The organism is Streptomyces sp. R21, assembly GCF_041051975.1.
Taxonomy (GTDB): Bacteria; Actinomycetota; Actinomycetes; order Streptomycetales; family Streptomycetaceae; genus Streptomyces.
In genome coordinates this window covers 2,771,383-2,787,421 of record NZ_CP163435.1, presented here as the reverse complement: position 1 = coordinate 2,787,421, position 16,039 = coordinate 2,771,383, and the positions used below count along the sequence as shown (strand labels likewise).

At 69.5% G+C, this 16,039-nt stretch carries 16 protein-coding genes; 13 read left to right on the top strand and 3 right to left on the bottom strand.

Annotated elements, in window-relative coordinates; translation table 11 throughout:
• Positions 1 to 5 precede the first annotated feature (5 nt).
• The 3 genes from AB5J56_RS12490 (at position 6) to AB5J56_RS12480 (ending at position 2,892) form a co-directional block, all read left to right on the top strand.
• Positions 6 to 1,253: a sensor histidine kinase gene (locus AB5J56_RS12490; protein ID WP_369232775.1), complete on the top strand. Its 1,248-nt coding sequence runs from the start codon at positions 6 to 8 to the stop codon at positions 1,251 to 1,253.
• A gap of 393 nt (positions 1,254 to 1,646) precedes the next feature.
• Entirely contained in the window at positions 1,647 to 1,943 is a 297-nt protein-coding gene (locus AB5J56_RS12485; protein ID WP_005481602.1) for a DUF4193 domain-containing protein, read from the top strand.
• A gap of 13 nt (positions 1,944 to 1,956) precedes the next feature.
• Positions 1,957 to 2,892, top strand: a complete 936-nt coding sequence (locus AB5J56_RS12480) for a hypothetical protein (RefSeq protein WP_369232774.1) — start codon at positions 1,957 to 1,959, stop codon at positions 2,890 to 2,892.
• An 18-nt stretch (positions 2,893 to 2,910) separates the two neighbouring features.
• On the opposite strand, the gene AB5J56_RS12475 is transcribed toward AB5J56_RS12480, so the two are convergent.
• On the bottom strand, positions 2,911 to 3,372 hold the full coding sequence (locus tag AB5J56_RS12475) for a DUF3093 domain-containing protein (RefSeq protein ID WP_369232773.1): 462 nt from the start codon (positions 3,370 to 3,372) through the stop codon (positions 2,911 to 2,913).
• A gap of 58 nt (positions 3,373 to 3,430) precedes the next feature.
• On the opposite strand from AB5J56_RS12475, the gene AB5J56_RS12470 reads away from it, so the two are divergent.
• The 9 genes from AB5J56_RS12470 (at position 3,431) to AB5J56_RS12430 (ending at position 12,118) form a co-directional block, all read left to right on the top strand.
• Complete coding sequence (locus AB5J56_RS12470; RefSeq protein ID WP_369232772.1) at positions 3,431 to 4,015, top strand: PaaI family thioesterase; 585 nt, start codon at positions 3,431 to 3,433, stop codon at positions 4,013 to 4,015.
• Positions 4,012 to 4,536: a dUTP diphosphatase gene (gene dut / locus AB5J56_RS12465; protein WP_369232771.1), complete on the top strand. Its 525-nt coding sequence runs from the start codon at positions 4,012 to 4,014 to the stop codon at positions 4,534 to 4,536. The genes AB5J56_RS12470 and dut overlap by 4 nt, the downstream gene beginning before the upstream one ends.
• A gap of 1 nt (position 4,537) precedes the next feature.
• A complete protein-coding gene (locus AB5J56_RS12460) occupies positions 4,538 to 5,299 on the top strand; it encodes a DUF3710 domain-containing protein (RefSeq protein ID WP_369232770.1) in 762 nt (253 codons plus the stop codon).
• A gap of 170 nt (positions 5,300 to 5,469) precedes the next feature.
• Positions 5,470 to 6,672 carry an alginate lyase family protein gene (locus AB5J56_RS12455; RefSeq protein ID WP_369232769.1) on the top strand — a complete coding sequence of 401 codons (1,203 nt, stop codon included), beginning with the start codon at positions 5,470 to 5,472 and terminating at the stop codon, positions 6,670 to 6,672.
• Positions 6,673 to 6,730: 58 nt separating this feature from the next.
• Positions 6,731 to 7,423, top strand: a complete 693-nt coding sequence (locus AB5J56_RS12450; protein WP_369232768.1) for an ABC transporter ATP-binding protein — start codon at positions 6,731 to 6,733, stop codon at positions 7,421 to 7,423.
• A gap of 166 nt (positions 7,424 to 7,589) precedes the next feature.
• On the top strand, positions 7,590 to 10,181 hold the full coding sequence (locus AB5J56_RS12445) for an ATP-binding protein (protein ID WP_369232767.1): 2,592 nt from the start codon (positions 7,590 to 7,592) through the stop codon (positions 10,179 to 10,181).
• Positions 10,178 to 10,861, top strand: a complete 684-nt coding sequence (locus AB5J56_RS12440) for a response regulator (protein ID WP_369232766.1) — start codon at positions 10,178 to 10,180, stop codon at positions 10,859 to 10,861. The genes AB5J56_RS12445 and AB5J56_RS12440 overlap by 4 nt, the downstream gene beginning before the upstream one ends.
• 99 nt (positions 10,862 to 10,960) lie before the next feature.
• Positions 10,961 to 11,359, top strand: coding sequence for an OB-fold nucleic acid binding domain-containing protein (locus AB5J56_RS12435; RefSeq protein WP_356148587.1), 399 nt, complete (start codon positions 10,961 to 10,963; stop codon positions 11,357 to 11,359).
• Positions 11,360 to 11,362: 3 nt separating this feature from the next.
• A complete protein-coding gene (locus tag AB5J56_RS12430) occupies positions 11,363 to 12,118 on the top strand; it encodes a DUF3159 domain-containing protein (RefSeq protein ID WP_369232765.1) in 756 nt (251 codons plus the stop codon).
• A gap of 69 nt (positions 12,119 to 12,187) precedes the next feature.
• Here AB5J56_RS12430 and AB5J56_RS12425 read toward each other — a convergent pair whose 3' ends face one another.
• Positions 12,188 to 12,865: a TrkA family potassium uptake protein gene (locus tag AB5J56_RS12425; RefSeq protein WP_369232764.1), complete on the bottom strand. Its 678-nt coding sequence runs from the start codon at positions 12,863 to 12,865 to the stop codon at positions 12,188 to 12,190.
• Positions 12,865 to 13,536 carry a TrkA family potassium uptake protein gene (locus tag AB5J56_RS12420; protein WP_356139815.1) on the bottom strand — a complete coding sequence of 224 codons (672 nt, stop codon included), beginning with the start codon at positions 13,534 to 13,536 and terminating at the stop codon, positions 12,865 to 12,867. Before AB5J56_RS12420 ends, AB5J56_RS12425 begins: the two co-directional genes overlap by 1 nt.
• Positions 13,537 to 13,970: 434 nt before the next feature.
• Here AB5J56_RS12420 and AB5J56_RS12415 point away from each other — a divergent pair, with 434 nt between their 5' ends.
• On the top strand, positions 13,971 to 16,019 hold the full coding sequence (locus AB5J56_RS12415; protein WP_369232763.1) for an APC family permease: 2,049 nt from the start codon (positions 13,971 to 13,973) through the stop codon (positions 16,017 to 16,019).
• The last annotated feature ends 20 nt before the right edge of the window (positions 16,020 to 16,039 follow it).

Here is a 16,039-nt window from a genome sequence, read left to right as displayed (position 1 = left end):
CGACCGTGGCCACGACCCCAGCGCCGCCGACGGCGCCTCCGAAACCCACGTGGGACCCCAGGCGGCAGGAGCCTCCGTTCCCGTGGCTGCGTCCCACGATCCGGATAAGGCTCACGCTGCTCTACGGCGGCATGTTCCTCATCGCCGGCATCCTGCTGCTGTCGATCATCTACCTGCTCGCCGCGCAGGCCCTGAACACGGGCAACGAACCGCTCTTCAAGATCGTGGGCGGCCAGTCGATCAGGGTCACCAGCGAAAACTGCCCGGCTGTCAGCGCGAACGACCTCACGCTGTCCACGTTCAACGACGCCATCAGCGCGTGCACCGACGCGCAGCGCAAGGTCGCCCTGGACAACCTGCTGAGCCGCTCGCTCCTCGCGCTCCTCGGCCTCGCCGTGATCGCGTTCGCCTTCGGTTACGCGATGGCGGGCCGGGTGCTCTCGCCGCTCGGCCGGATCACCCGCACCGCGCGCGCGGTGGCGGGCTCGGACCTGTCCCGGCGTATCGAACTGGACGGTCCGGACGACGAGTTGAAGGAGCTGGCGGACACCTTCGACGAGATGCTGGAGCGCCTCCAGCGGGCCTTCACGGCGCAGCAGCGGTTCGTCGGCAACGCCTCGCACGAGCTGCGGACGCCGCTGGCGATCAACCGCACGCTTCTGGAGGTGCACCTCTCCGACCCGGGCGCACCGATGGAGCTGCAGCAGCTCGGCAAGACGCTGCTGGCCACCAACGAGCGCAGCGAGCAGCTCGTGGAGGGTCTGCTGCTGCTCGCCCGCAGCGACAACCAGATAGTGGAGCGCAAGCCCGTCGACCTCGCGGAGGTCGCCTCGCAGGCCGTCGACCAGGTGCACGCCGAGGCGGAGGCCAAGGGTGTGCTGATCCGCGGGAAACGGGCTCCCGTGGTCGTCCAGGGCAACGGCGTCCTGCTGGAGCGGATCGCCCTGAACCTCGTCCAGAACGCCGTGCGGTACAACGTGCCGGACGACGGCTGGGTGGAGGTCACCACGGAGGCGCAGCACGGGCAGGCGGTGCTGGTGGTGTCGAACACGGGGCCGGTCGTTCCCGCGTACGAGATCGACAATCTTTTCGAACCCTTCCGGCGGCTGCGCACGGAGCGCACGGGCAGCGACAAGGGAGTGGGCCTCGGCCTGTCCATCGTCCGGTCCGTGACCCGCGCCCACGGCGGACACATCGTCGCGGAGCCTCGCGAGGGGGGAGGTCTCGTGATGCGCGTCACCCTTCCCATCTGAGACCATGTCGCCGACAGGCGACGATGTTCGCTTTGAGCGGAATTTTCGGGTCACCCGGCTGGGAGGCTCATGTGTGATCGATCACAAGGGCGATTTTCGGGCCATCTACGCTCCGTGATCATGCAGGCTGTCGGAAAGCCGGGAAAATCCGGGTTTTCGAGGGTCTAGATCACGGGAAGTACACGGTGGGACGCCTTTGAAGTGCGGCCTTGAGACCGTGTACGGTCCGCATCGCCATCCAAGCCGATCACTCTTGAGGAGTCCGGTTGGGTGTCGATTGAGTAACAGACCTTGATGTGAGGCAAAATCTCCGCCTCGGGTCGGGCACAAGTCCGGCCTCTCACGCGTTACGTGCGCTGGAGACACCGCAGACACCCAGAGGGGGAGAGCGACATGGCAACGGATTACGACACCCCACGCAAGACCGACGACGACGTCGACTCGGACAGCCTTGAAGAACTGAAGGCTCGCCGGAACGACAAGTCGACGTCGGCCGTAGACGTGGACGAGTTCGAGGCCGCGGAAGGCCTCGAGCTGCCCGGCGCAGACCTCTCGAACGAGGAGCTGGCCGTCCGGGTGCTGCCCAAGCAGCAGGACGAGTTCACCTGCATGAGCTGCTTCCTGGTGCACCACCGCAGCCAGCTGGCCCGAGAGAAGAACGGTCAGCCGATCTGCCGCGACTGCGACTGAGGCAGGGTCGGCCGTGACTGGCTCGACCTCACCTTGGGAGCGCCGCCGCCCCGGACGGGCGGCGGACGAAGGGCCGTCAGACGGCTCTGAAGGCGTGCGTGACGACGAGCGGGGCTCTTCCGAACCAGGATCAGCCTCGCTCGAGCGGGCGCCCGCCACGAGGCACACAGGCGCTCCGGCGCCCATCGGTGCCACGGCGCCGGAGCAGAGTCCGGCGCCCGTCGCGCGGCGCCGCGCGGCCGCCGTCCGCGACGGGGTCAGAGAAGGCGTCCGCAAGGGCGGCAGCAAGGCCAGAGCGGGCCTTGCGTATCTCGCCGACCGGATCATCGACAACGCCCCGCGCATCCCCGTACGGGACCTCGAGACGCTGCGCAGACAGTTCCCCGGCCTGACGGCCGAGCAGCTCGCGGACAAGCTCGTCGCCGGTGCGGCCAACGCGACGTCCACCGTGGGCGCCGGGATCGGCGCCGCCGCCATGCTGCCGGTGCCGCCCGCGATGCCCACCGAGCTGGCCGCCGAGATCACCGGGGTCGCCGCGATCGAGCTGAAGATGATCGCCGAGCTCCATGAGGTCTACGGCCTGCGACCGCCCGGCAACCTCAAGCAGCGCAGCACCGCGTATCTGAACTCCTGGTCCGGAGAGCGCGGCATTGACGTGACCAAGCCGTCGACCGTCAGTTCGGCGCTGAACGGTCACATGAAGCGCGAGCTGCGCCAGCAGATCATGAAGCGTGTGGTCAGAGACCTGCCGAACCTGATGCCGTTCATGATCGGCGCGGCCGTCGGAGCGGTCATGAACCGCCGCGACACCAGACGCCTCGCGGAGCGCATCCGCAAGGACCTGCGCAAGGCCCAGGTCCCCTGGGACGCCCTTCCCGAGCTGCCCCCGCTGGAGAAGCCCGCCGATCCGCTGCGGATGGGGGAGATCCCCAAGGAGCTGGGGCGCTGACCCCCTCCGTGGCCGGTGCTACGCCGTGGTCCGCGCGGCCTTCAGTGCCTGCGCCAGCCGCTCGGGCTCCCGGGTCGACAGATACACGTACGGCGTCGGGTCCTCCGGATCGGTGACCTCCACGCGCAGAGCCGTCGGAATGTAGGCGCGCAGAAGCATGAAGGCGCGGGTGTCGGCCTTGTACGTGCGCCAGGCGCGCGCCTCGTCCTGGTCCAGGATCTCGGCCTCGCCCAGCGCCGTGACCGGGATCTTCGCCTCGCCCGCGATGAGCGAGCCGCCGACGACCCGGATGCGGATCGAGCCGTACGAACTGGCCACGACCGCCGAGACGGCGGTGCCGCCGACCAGGCCGGCCAGCAGCGGCAGCGTGCCGAACGGCAGCAGGATCAGGGCCATGGCGATCCCCACCAGGAAGCAGACCAGCCACCAGCTGCGGGGGGCGGTGAGGCGTTCTTCGTACGGCGAGGGCGAGAGCTGCATGGAGCCAAGCTTGGCACGGTGCGGAGACTTGGTGGACGCGCGGGTAAGGTCTGCGCCTGTGAGTGGTACTTCCGCAGCTCTGAAGCCTCCCGCCGACGCCGTCGCGCCGGTGCGGCACCCCGACGCGCCCGCCCCCGGCGAGCTCCTCGGGGCGCACTACGAACACTGTTTCGGCTGCGGCGGCGGACAGCCCCACGGGCTGCACCTGGAGGCCCGTGCGGCCGAGGGGGTCCGGATCACCGCGGAGTTCACCGTGCGGCCCGCCCACCAGGGTGCGCCCGGCCTCGCGCACGGCGGCGTTCTGGCCACCGCGCTCGACGAGACGCTCGGCTCGCTGAACTGGCTGCTGCGCACCATCGCCGTCACCGGCCGCCTGGAGACCGACTTCGTACGGCCCGTGCCCGTGGACACCGTGCTGTACCTGGAGGCCGAGGTCACCGCGGTGGCCGGGCGCAAGATCTACTCGACCGCCACCGGACGGATCGGCGGCCCCGAGGGGCCCGTCGCCGTCCGCGCCGACGCCCTCTTCATCGAGGTGAAGGTCGACCACTTCATCGACAACGGCCGCCCGGAGGAGATCCGGGCCGCCATGAACGACCCGGACCAGATCCGGCGCGCCCGCGCCTTCGAGGTGAACCCGTGAGCCGTAGTCCCCGTCGAGAACTGGACGTGCTGATCAGGCGCGTAGACCCGGAAGTCCCGCTTCCGCAATATGCGCATCCCGGTGACGCGGGAGCCGATCTGCGTACCACCGAAAGCTGTGAACTGGAGCCCGGCCAACGGGCGGTTCTGCCCACCGGGGTGTCCATCGCGCTTCCTGAGGGGTACGCGGCCTTCGTGCACCCGCGTTCCGGCCTCGCCGCCCGCTGCGGTGTCGCCCTGGTGAATGCCCCGGGGACGGTGGATGCCGGGTACCGTGGGGAGATCAAGGTGATCGTGGTGAATCTCGACCCGCGCGAGTCCGTGCGGTTCGAGCGCTTCGACCGGATTGCCCAACTGGTCGTCCAGCAGGTCGAGAAGGTCCGCTTCCAGGAGGTCGCGGAGCTTCCCGAATCGGTGCGGGCCGCAGGGGGCTTCGGGTCCACCGGCGGTCATGCCGCCGTGGACGCCACAACGGGTGGGAATCGATACGCTTCGGTCGTATCCGACCGGGAAGGACAGTGACGTGTTCGGACGTCGCAAGAAGGGCAGTGCCGCCGAGGACGCGGCGGGCGAGGCCGAGCAGGTCGTCGACAGCGTCGACACTGAGGCGGACGAGACGGAGCAGGAGCGCGTGAGGCTCGAGCCGGAGCCGCGCCCCGACGGTCCCTGGGACGACTCCGAGGTGCGTGAACCGGCCGAGGGCCGCGTGGACCTCGGGGGTCTCTTCGTGCCGGGAGTCGACGGCATGGAGCTGCGGGTCGAGGTCGCGGGCGACGCGATCGTCGCGGCCACCGTCGTCCTCAAGGACAGCGCCATCCAGCTGCAGGCCTTCGCCGCTCCCAAGCGCGAGGGCATCTGGGGCGAGGTGCGCGAGGAGATCGCCTCCGGCATCACCCAGCAGGGCGGTGTCATCGACGAGGTCGAGGGTCCGCTGGGCTGGGAGCTGCGCGCGCAGGTGCCGGTGCAGCTGCCGGACGGGACGGGCGGCTTCCAGGTCGTCCGGTTCGTCGGTGTCGACGGTCCCCGCTGGTTCCTGCGGGGCGTGATCTCCGGCCAGGGCGCGGTGCAGCCGCAGGCCGCGGGTCTGCTGGAGCAGATCTTCCGGGACACGGTCGTCGTGCGCGGTGAGGGCCCGATGGCGCCCCGCGACCCCATCGTCCTGAAGCTGCCGAACGACGCGCAGATGGTGCCCGAGGGTGTCCAGCAGGAGGAGCAGAGCGGTTCCCGCTTCTCCGGCGGCATGGGGCAGTTGCAGCGCGGACCGGAGATCACCGAGGTTCGCTAGGCGCAGGATTCTTCGAAGGGCCGCACCCCGCCGGGGGTGCGGCCCTTTGTCGTGTACGGGGTCATGTGCGGTCTCTTGACGCGCAGTTGGTCTGTACCTATGGTCTGCGGCCAGCGCCTCAGTTCACAAAGGCGCCCAGCGTTCACATACGAGAACGGATGGCCCCCACCATGCGCCGTACCGCTGCCCGTACCCCACGCCGTGCCGCCCTCCTCGCGACCGCCACCGCACTGCTCGCGGGCGCCCTCGCCTGGCCCGCCGCCCACCGGGCCGACGCCGCCCCCAGCACCTTCGCCCATCCCGGAGTCACCGTCTCCAGAGCGCAGTTGGACTTCGCGCGCACCAAGGTCAACGCCGGCGCCCAGCCCTGGAAGGGCGCGTACGACCAGATGATGGCGAGCAAGTACGCCGACCTGAACCGCACGCCCAAGCCCCGGGCCACCGTCGAGTGCGGCTCCTACTCGAACCCCGACTACGGCTGCACCGACGAGCGCCAGGACGCCATGGCCGCGTACACCGACGCCCTCGCCTGGTACATCACGCGCGACGAGCGGTACGCGAAGAAGTCCATCGCGCTGATGGACGCGTGGTCCGCCGTGATCAAGGAGCACACCAACAGCAACGCGCCGCTGCAGACCGGCTGGGCGGGCTCCTCCTGGCCCAAGGCCGCCGAGATCATCAAGTACACGTACACGGGGAGCTGGGCGAACTCCGGCCGCTTCGCGACCATGCTCCGCGACGTCTACCTCCCCGAGATCATCAACGGCTCGAACTCCAACGGCAATTGGGAGCTGTCGATGACGGAGGCCGCAGTCGGCATCTCCGTCTTCCTGGAGGACAAGACGTCGTACGACAAGGCCATGGCGAAGTTCCGGACGCGTACGGCCGCGTACGTCTATCTGTCCTCGGACGGCGAACTGCCGAAGACCGTGCCGAGCCAGCACCTCGACACCAAGGCGAAGGTCGTCAACTACTGGCAGGGGCAGTCCACTTTCGTCACCGGGCTCACTCAGGAGACCTGTCGCGACTTCACTCACACCGGGTACGGGATTTCGGCGATCTCGCACGTCGCCGAGACCAGTCGCATCCAGGGGCAGGACCTGTACGGCACCGACGTCGGCGAGCGGCTGCGGCAGGCACTCGGATTCCAGGCCAGGTACCAGCTGGGCGAGGCCGCACCGAGCTGGCTGTGCGGCGGATCGCTGAACCTGGGCCTCGGGCCCGTCACCGAGGTCGGCTACAACGCCCTGCACAACCGCCTCGGCATCGCGATGACCAACACCCAGAAGCTCACACTGCAGAGCCGCCCGGCCGGCACCAACAACCTGTTCGTCGCCTGGGAGACGCTCACGCACGGGGACAACCCGAGCTGACCCTTGCCCGGCCGGGTGTCCGGTGCCGATACTGGCGCCCGGCCCAAGGGGGAGGGACATGCACCAGACAGTCACCGAGACCATGGTGCGCGTGGAGAACGTGCACCGGTCCTACGGCACCGGAGCCGCCGCCGTCCATGCGCTGCGCGGCGTCTCCTTCGACATACCACGGGGTGAACTCGTCGCCCTCAAGGGACGCTCGGGCTCCGGCAAGACCACCCTGCTCAACCTCGTCGGAGGGCTCGACGAACCGGACCGGGGGCGGATCACCGTCGACGGGCTCGACATGTCCGGGCTCGGCGAGAACGGGCTCCTGGAGCTGCGCCGGGACCGGATCGGCTTCGTCTTCCAGTCCTTCGGGCTGATCCCCATCCTCACGGCCGCCGAGAACGTCGGCGTGCCGATGCGGCTGCGCCGGGCCGCGCCCCGGGAACGCGAGGAGCGCGTCGAGCTGCTGCTCTCCCTCGTCGGCCTCGCCGATCATGCCGAGCAGCGGCCGGGCGAGCTCTCCGGCGGCCAGCAGCAGCGGGTGGCCATCGCCCGCGCGCTCGCCAACAACCCCTCGCTCCTCATCGCCGACGAACCGACGGGGCAGCTCGACGCCGAGACCGGACTCGCCGTGATGGAGCTGCTGCGCGCGGTCGTCCGCAGCGAGCAGGTCACGGCGCTGGTCGCCACCCACGACGCGAACCTGCTCGGCCTCGCCGACCGCGTCCTCGAACTGAGCGACGGGGAGATCGTCGGGTCCTGACCCGGTCACCGTCCGGGGCCCGCCATGGTCACGGCCCGTCAGGGTTGCGTCAAATACGCCCTCCGACCAGCCGACTGTCCCTTTTGTCGAGATTATTGGCCGTAAGGTCGACGCAGCGTGCACGGCTGCGACAGGAAGACGGCTGTGCCGGGAAGACAATGGGGCCATGGGACGCGGCAAGCTTCGGATCTATCTCGGTGCGGCACCGGGCGTGGGCAAGACGTACGCGATGCTGTCGGAGGCGCATCGTCGTGTGGAGCGGGGTACGGACTGTGTGGTCGCTTTCGTGGAGCATCACCACCGGCCGCGTACCGAGGTGATGCTGCACGGTCTGGAGCAGGTGCCGCGCAAGGAGATCGACTACCGGGGTTCGGTGTTCACGGAGATGGACGTGGACGCGGTGCTGGCCCGGCGGCCCGCCGTTGCGCTGGTGGACGAGCTGGCGCACACGAACATTCCCGGGTCCCGTAATGACAAGCGGTGGCAGGACGTGGAGGAGTTGCTGGCGGCCGGTATCGATGTCGTGTCGACGGTCAATATCCAGCATCTGGAGTCGCTGGGTGACGTGGTGGAGTCGATCACCGGGGTGCGGCAGCGGGAGACGGTGCCGGACGAGGTGGTGCGGCGGGCGGATCAGATCGAGTTGGTCGACATGTCGCCGCCGGCGCTGCGTCGGCGGATGGCGCACGGCAACATCTACAAGCCGGACAAGGTCGATGCGGCGCTGTCGAACTATTTCCGGCCGGGGAATCTGACGGCGTTGCGGGAGTTGGCGCTGTTGTGGGTGGCCGACCGGGTGGACGAGTACCTGACGGAGTACCGCAGTGAGCACCGGGTGTCGAAGATCTGGGGTTCGCGGGAGCGGATCGTGGTCGGGCTGACCGGGGGTCCGGAGGGGCGGACGCTGATCCGGCGGGCCGCGCGGCTCGCGGAGAAGGGTGCGGGCGGTGAGGTGCTCGCCGTGTATATCGCCCGCAGTGACGGGCTGACGTCCGCTTCGCCGAAGGAGCTGGCTGTCCAGCGGACCCTGGTCGAGGACCTCGGCGGCACCTTCCACCACGTCGTCGGCGACGACATCCCGGCCGCGCTCCTCGACTTCGCACGCGGCGTCAACGCCACACAGATCGTCCTCGGCTCCTCGCGCCGCAAGACCTGGCAGTACGTCTTCGGGCCGGGCGTCGGCGCGACGGTGGCCCGCGACTCCGGCCCCGACCTCGACGTCCACATCGTCACGCACGAGGAGGTCGCCAAGGGGCGCGGCCTTCCGGTTACCCGGGGCGCGCGGCTCGGGCGGGCCCGGATCATCTGGGGCTGGCTGGTGGGGCTGGCCGGCCCGGTGGTACTCACGGTGCTGCTGAGCACTGTTCACCTCGGTCTGGCCAACGACGTGCTGCTGTTCCTGACGCTGACGGTGGCGGCGGCGCTGCTCGGCGGTCTCTTCCCGGCGCTGGCCTCGGCGGCGTTCGGTTCCCTGCTGCTGAACTGGTACTTCACGCCGCCGGTGCACCGCATCACGATCGCCGACCCGAAGAACGTGCTCGCGCTGGCGATCTTCGTGGGGGTCGGGGTGTCGGTCGCGTCGGTGGTGGACCTGGCGGCCCGGCGTACGCATCAGGCGGCCCGGCTGCGCGCCGAGTCGGAGATCCTCTCCTTCCTCGCGGGCAGCGTGCTGCGCGGCGAGACCAGCCTGGAGGCCCTCCTCGAGCGGGTCCGGGAGACCTTCGGGATGGAGTCGGTGGCCCTGCTGGAGCGGGTGAGCGACGTCGAGCCGTGGACCTGCGCGGGCAGCGTCGGCACACGCCCGCAGGTCGAGCGGCCCGAGGACGCCGACGTGGACATGCCCGTCGGCGACCACATGGCGCTCGCGCTGTCCGGCCGGGTGCTGCCGGCCTCGGACCGCCGGGTACTGGCCGCGTTCGCCGCCCAGGCCGCCGTGGTCCTGGACCGCCAGCGCCTCCAGCACGAGGCCGACCAGGCCCGCACGCTCGCCGAGGGCAACCGCATCCGCACGGCCCTGCTGGCCGCCGTGAGCCATGATCTGCGCACCCCGCTCGCGGGCATCAAGGCCGCCGTGTCCTCGCTGCGCTCCGACGACGTGTCCTGGTCGGAGGAGGACCAGGCGGAGCTGCTGGCCGGCATCGAGGACGGCGCCGACCGCCTCGACCACCTGGTGGGCAACCTGCTCGACATGTCCCGCCTCCAGACCGGCACGGTCAGTCCGCTGATCCGCGAGATCGACCTCGACGAGGTGGTGCCGATGGCGCTCGGCGGCGTACCCGAGGACAGCGTCGACCTGGAGATCCCGGAGACCCTGCCCATGGTGGCGGTGGACCCGGGGCTGCTGGAGCGGTCTGTCGCCAATCTCGTCGAGAACGCCGTCAAGTACAGCCCCGCCGGCGAACAGGTCCTGGTGGCGGCGAGCGCCATGGCCGATCGGGTGGAGGTGCGGGTCGTGGACCGCGGCCCCGGGGTTCCCGACGAGGCCAAGGACCGCATCTTCGCGCCCTTCCAGCGCTACGGCGACGCCCCGCGCGGCGCCGGCGTCGGCCTCGGCCTCGCGGTCGCCCGCGGCTTCGCCGAAGCCATGGGCGGCACACTGAACGCCGAGGACACCCCCGGCGGCGGACTCACCATGGTGCTCACGCTCCGCGCCGCGGGCGGCCGGCCGGACCTCGCCACCGCGGCAGAGACGGCAGCGACAGCAGTGACGGTAGGGACAGCAGGGACAGCAGGAACAGCAGAAAGGCACACCAGATGACCCGGGTGCTCGTGGTCGACGACGAGCCGCAGATCGTGCGCGCCCTCGTGATCAACCTGAAGGCACGCAAGTACGAGGTCGACTCGGCCGCCGACGGAGCCGGTGCGCTCCAGGCCGCCGCCGCTCGTCATCCCGACGTCGTCGTGCTCGACCTGGGACTGCCCGACATGGACGGCGTCGAGGTGATCAAGGGGCTGCGCGGCTGGACCCGGGTGCCGATCCTGGTGCTCTCCGCCCGTCACTCCTCCGACGAGAAGGTCGAGGCGCTCGACGCGGGCGCCGACGACTACGTCACCAAGCCGTTCGGCATGGACGAGCTGCTGGCCCGGCTGCGCGCCGCCGTCCGTCGCGCGGAGCCCACCGGGGGTGACGGGGACGACGTGATCGTGGACACCGAGGACTTCAGCGTCGACCTGGCCGCCAAGAAGGTCCACCGCGACGGACGCGACGTCCGCCTGACCCCCACGGAGTGGCACCTGCTGGAGGTGCTGGTGCGCAACACGGGCCGCCTGGTCAGCCAGAAGCAGCTGCTCCAGGAGGTGTGGGGGCCGTCGTACGGCACGGAGACGAACTATCTGCGCGTGTACATGGCACAGCTGCGCCGCAAGCTGGAGGCCGATCCTTCGCATCCGAAGCACTTCATCACGGAGGCGGGGATGGGGTACCGGTTCGAGAAGTGAGCCGGGCCGTCGGGCGGACCGGCACGGGGTAGTCGCACGCCGGTTCGGATCGGGCCCTGCGGGTACGTTCGTGTCAGCGCACCCCGGTACGCTTTCGGTATGAGTGCTGTTCCTCGTTCCGAAAAGCCGGTGGGCCGGTTCCGGCGCATGATGGACCGGCTCTCCTCGTCCCAGGAGGACCTGGAGTCCGAGGAGCTGCGTGAGGACGCCGAGACCGCGGGCTGTACGCGTATCGGCGACTGCCACGACCGCCAGATCGTCACGGTTACTGGTACCTTGCGCACGGTCACTCTGCGTCCACGGGCCGGAGTCCCGGCCCTGGAGGCCGAGTTGTTCGACGGCTCGGCAGCCCTGGACGTGGTGTGGCTCGGCCGCCGTTCCATCGTGGGCATAGAGCCCGGGCGCAAGCTGATCGCGTCCGGCCGCATCTCCATGAGCCGAGGCCGTAGGGTGCTGTTCAACCCGAAGTACGAACTGAGACCGCTTGGACGGGAGTAGCCGGTGACGTCGCTCGACAAGCCGACCGAAGACCCCCAGCAGGACGCCCGGGCGGTGACCGAGGCCGCGCTCTTCGAGGCGTTCGGCGGACTCCGCGGAATGGTCGAGACGGTGGTGCCCGGCCTCCTCTTCGTGACCATCTTCACGATCAACAAGGACCTGCACTGGTCGGCGATCGCCGCCCTCGCGGTGTCCCTGCTGCTCGTCGTCGTCCGGCTCGCCATGAAGGACACCGTCAAGCACGCCTTCAGCGGTGTCTTCGGTGTCGCCTTCGGTGTGGTCTTCGCGATGATGACCGGCAACGCCAAGGACTTCTACCTGCCGGGCATGCTCTACACGCTGGGCCTGGCGGTGGCGTACATCGTCACGACCCTGTGCGGTGTCCCGCTGATCGGACTGATCCTCGGCCCGGTCTTCAAGGAGAACCTCTCCTGGCGCACCCGCAACCCCGGCCGCAAGAAGGCGTACGCGAAGGCCAGTTGGGCCTGGGGCCTGATCCTGCTCGCCAAGTGCGCGATCCTCTTCCCGCTGTACTGGTGGGCCAACACCGCCCAACTCGGCTGGGTGCTCATCGCGTTGAAGATCCCGCCGTTCCTGCTCGCCGTCTGGCTCACCTGGGTCTTCCTGGCCAAGGCGCCCGCGCCGATCGACGTGTTCGCCGAGATGGAGGCCGAGGAGCAGGCCGAGAAGGAGCGCAAGGCCGCGCTCGCCGAGGAGCGCGGCGAGACCACGCCGGCCCGCCACCGCCGCGAGGCGTAACCACTTCCGTAGCTACGAGGAGGGGGCGCCCGGAGATCTCCGGGCGCCCCCTCCTCGTAGCGGAACCGTCTAGCTCGACGTGTCCTCGCGGCGCACCGACAGCAGGTCCTCCAGCTGCTCCTCGCGGGCCTGGGCGGCCACGAAGAGGAGCTCGTCGCCGGCCTCCAGGGAGTCCTCCTTGGAGGGCGTCAGGACGCGGGTGCCGCGGATGATGGTGACCAGTGACGTGTCCTCGGGCCACTCCACGTCGCCGACCTGGGTGCCGGCCAGCGCCGACTCCTCCGGCAGCGTCAGCTCGACCAGGTTGGCGTCGCCGTGGCTGAAGCGGAGCAGGCGGACGAGGTCGCCGACGCTGACGGCCTCCTCGACCAGGGCCGACATGAGGCGCGGGGTGGAGACGGCGACGTCCACGCCCCACGACTCGTTGAACAGCCATTCGTTCTTGGGGTTGTTGACGCGGGCGACGACCCGCGGGACCCCGTACTCGGTCTTCGCGAGCAGCGAGACGACGAGGTTGACCTTGTCGTCACCGGTGGCCGCGATGACCACGTTGCAGCGCTGGAGCGCCGCCTCGTCGAGCGAGGTGATCTCGCAGGCGTCGGCGAGCAGCCACTCCGCCTGCGGGACGCGCTCGACCGAGATGGCGGTCGGCGCCTTGTCGATCAGCAGGATCTCGTGGCCGTTCTCCAGCAGTTCGCCCGCGATCGAGCGGCCCACGGCGCCGGCGCCGGCAATGGCGACCCTCATCAGTGCCCGCCCTCCTCTTCAGGACCCTTGGCGAACGCCGCCTCGACCTTGTCCACGTCGTCCGTACGCATCATCACGTGCACGAGGTCGCCCTCCTGCAGCACCGTCTGGGACGAGGGCAGCATCGCCTCGCCCAGCCGGGTGAGGAACGCCACACGCACACCGGTCTCGTCCTGGAGCCGGCTGATCTTGTGGCCCACCCACGCCGCGGAGGCGTGCACCTCGGCGAGCTGGACGCCGCCCGTGGGGTCGCGCCACAGCGGCTCGGCCCCCGAGGGCAGCAGACGGCGCAGCATCTGGTCGGCCGTCCAGCGGACGGTGGCGACGGTCGGGATGCCCAGGCGCTGGTAGACCTCGGCGCGGCGGGGGTCGTAGATCCGCGCCGCCACGTTCTCGATGCCGAACATCTCGCGGGCCACCCGGGCGGCGATGATGTTCGAGTTGTCACCGCTGGAGACGGCCGCGAACGCGCCCGCCTCCTCGATGCCCGCTTCGCGCAGGGTGTCCTGGTCGAAGCCCACTCCAGTGACACGACGGCCGCCGAACCCGGAGCCCAGTCGTCGGAAGGCGGTGGGGTCCTGGTCGATCACGGCGACCGTGTGCCCCTGTTGCTCCAAGGTCTGGGCAAGAGCGGAACCTACTCTTCCGCAGCCCATGATGACGATGTGCACGACCGTCCTTCCGATCCGATGTCAAGAGACGTTGACTTGGTCTTAACAGGGTCTCAGACCGCCGCCCAAGGTACACACGCACGGTCCACGGCGGGCACCCCTGTGCACACTCGCCTGCAGCTTTCCGGTGTTGGGTCGATGGCCGGCCCCGACGATCAGCGGCGACTGATGCTGCGCACGCTGGCAAGTGTCAGGAATCCGAGGCCGACGAGTCCGGCGGCGGCGCCGATGAGCTCAGCAGTCGTGTGCATGGAACCTCCATCAGGGGAAAACGGGCGGGGTTTTGTCATATAGACATGCGGATCCGACCACCTGCGGAATCCGCAGCCGGACCCCTCCGCGATTTCACTCGGAGAGCAGACTCCGGGCCGCTAGGGCACTACTAGGGCGGGGAGGGTGGGCGACCCCTCGTTCGAACGCATACGATCCTCTGCGTGTCCAAACTGACCGACGTGCCCAAACGGATCCTGATCGGGCGCGCACTGCGCAGCGACCGGCTCGGGGAAACGCTTCTGCCGAAGCGCATCGCACTCCCCGTCTTCGCCTCCGACCCGCTCTCCTCCGTGGCGTACGCACCCGGAGAAGTGCTGCTGGTCCTCTCCATCGCGGGCGTGTCGGCCTACCACTTCAGCCCCTGGATCGCGGTCGCGGTCGTCGTGCTGATGTTCACGGTGGTCGCCTCCTACCGGCAGAACGTGCACGCCTACCCGAGCGGCGGCGGCGACTACGAGGTGGCCAACACCAACCTCGGCCCCAGGGCGGGTCTCACGGTCGCCAGTGCCCTGCTCGTCGACTACGTCCTCACCGTCGCCGTGTCGATCGCCTCCGGCATCGAGAACCTCGGCTCCGCGGTGCCCTTCGTCGTCGAGCACAAGGTGCTGTGCGCCGTCATAGTCATCGTGCTGCTCACGCTGATGAACCTGCGCGGAGTCAAGGAGTCCGGAAAGCTCTTCGCGATCCCGACGTACGTCTTCGTGGCGGGCGTCTTCATCATGATCGCCTGGGGTGCGTTCCGCGGACTCGTCCTCGATGACACCATGAAGGCGCCGACCGCCGACTATCACATCAAGGCCGAGCACCAGGGGCTCGCCGGGTTCGCCCTGGTCTTCCTGCTGCTGCGCGCCTTCTCCTCCGGCTGTGCCGCGCTCACCGGCGTCGAGGCGATCTCCAACGGCGTCCCGGCCTTCCGCAAGCCCAAGTCGAAGAACGCCGCGACCACGCTGGCCGCGATGGGCCTGCTCGCCGTCACCATGTTCTGCGGCATCATCGCGCTCGCCATGACGACCAAGGTCCGGATGGCCGAGAACCCGGCCACCGACCTGATCCACAACGGCGTCGCGATCGGTTCCGACTACGTGCAGAACCCGGTGATCTCACAGGTCGCCGAGGCCGTCTTCGGCAAGGGCAGCTTCCTGTTCATCGTCCTCGCCGCCGCCACCGCGCTGGTCCTGTTCCTCGCGGCCAACACGGCGTACAACGGCTTCCCGCTGCTCGGCTCGATCCTCGCCCAGGACCGCTACCTGCCCCGCCAGCTGCACACCCGCGGCGACCGCCTCGCCTTCTCCAACGGCATCGTGCTGCTCGCGGGCGCGGCGACCATGCTCGTCATCATCTACGGCGCCGACTCGACGCGGCTGATCCAGCTCTACATCGTCGGCGTGTTCGTCTCCTTCACGCTCAGCCAGACCGGCATGGTCCGGCACTGGAACCGCCACCTCGCGACGGAGAAGGACCAGGCCAAGCGCCGCCACATGGTCCGCTCGCGGGCGATCAACGCCTTCGGCGCGTTCTTCACGGGCCTGGTCCTGGTCGTCGTCCTCGTCACCAAGTTCACGCACGGCGCCTGGGTCGCCCTGCTCGGCATGGTGATCTTCTACGCGACGATGACCGCGATCCGTAAGCACTACGACCGGGTCGCCGAGGAGATCGCGGCCCCCGAGGGCCCGAGCGACGACAGCGTCCGGCCGTCCCGGGTCCACTCGGTCGTCCTGATCTCCAAGATCCACCGCCCCACCCTGCGCGCCCTGGCCTACGCCAAACTGATGCGCTCGGACACCCTGGAGGCGCTCACCGTCAACGTCGACCCGGCGGAGACCAAGCTGCTGCGCGAGGAGTGGGAGCGGCGCGGCATCGACGTACCCCTGAAGGTCCTCGACTCGCCCTACCGCGAGATCACGCGGCCGATCATCGAGTACGTGAAGGGGCTGCGCAAGGAGTCGCCGCGCGACGCGGTGTCCGTGATCATCCCCGAGTACGTGGTCGGCCACTGGTACGAGCACCTGCTGCACAACCAGAGCGCCCTGCGGCTCAAGGGGCGCCTGCTGTTCACCCCCGGCGTCATGGTGACCTCGGTGCCCTACCAGCTGGAGTCCTCCGAGCGCGCCAAGCTGCGGGCACGCCGGCGCCAGGAGTGGAACGCGCCGGGTGCGGTGCGCCGGGGGCCCGCGGAGGAGCGGGCGAAGGAGCACAGCGGCAAGAGCTGAGCGGCTCGTGGTGAGCGGCC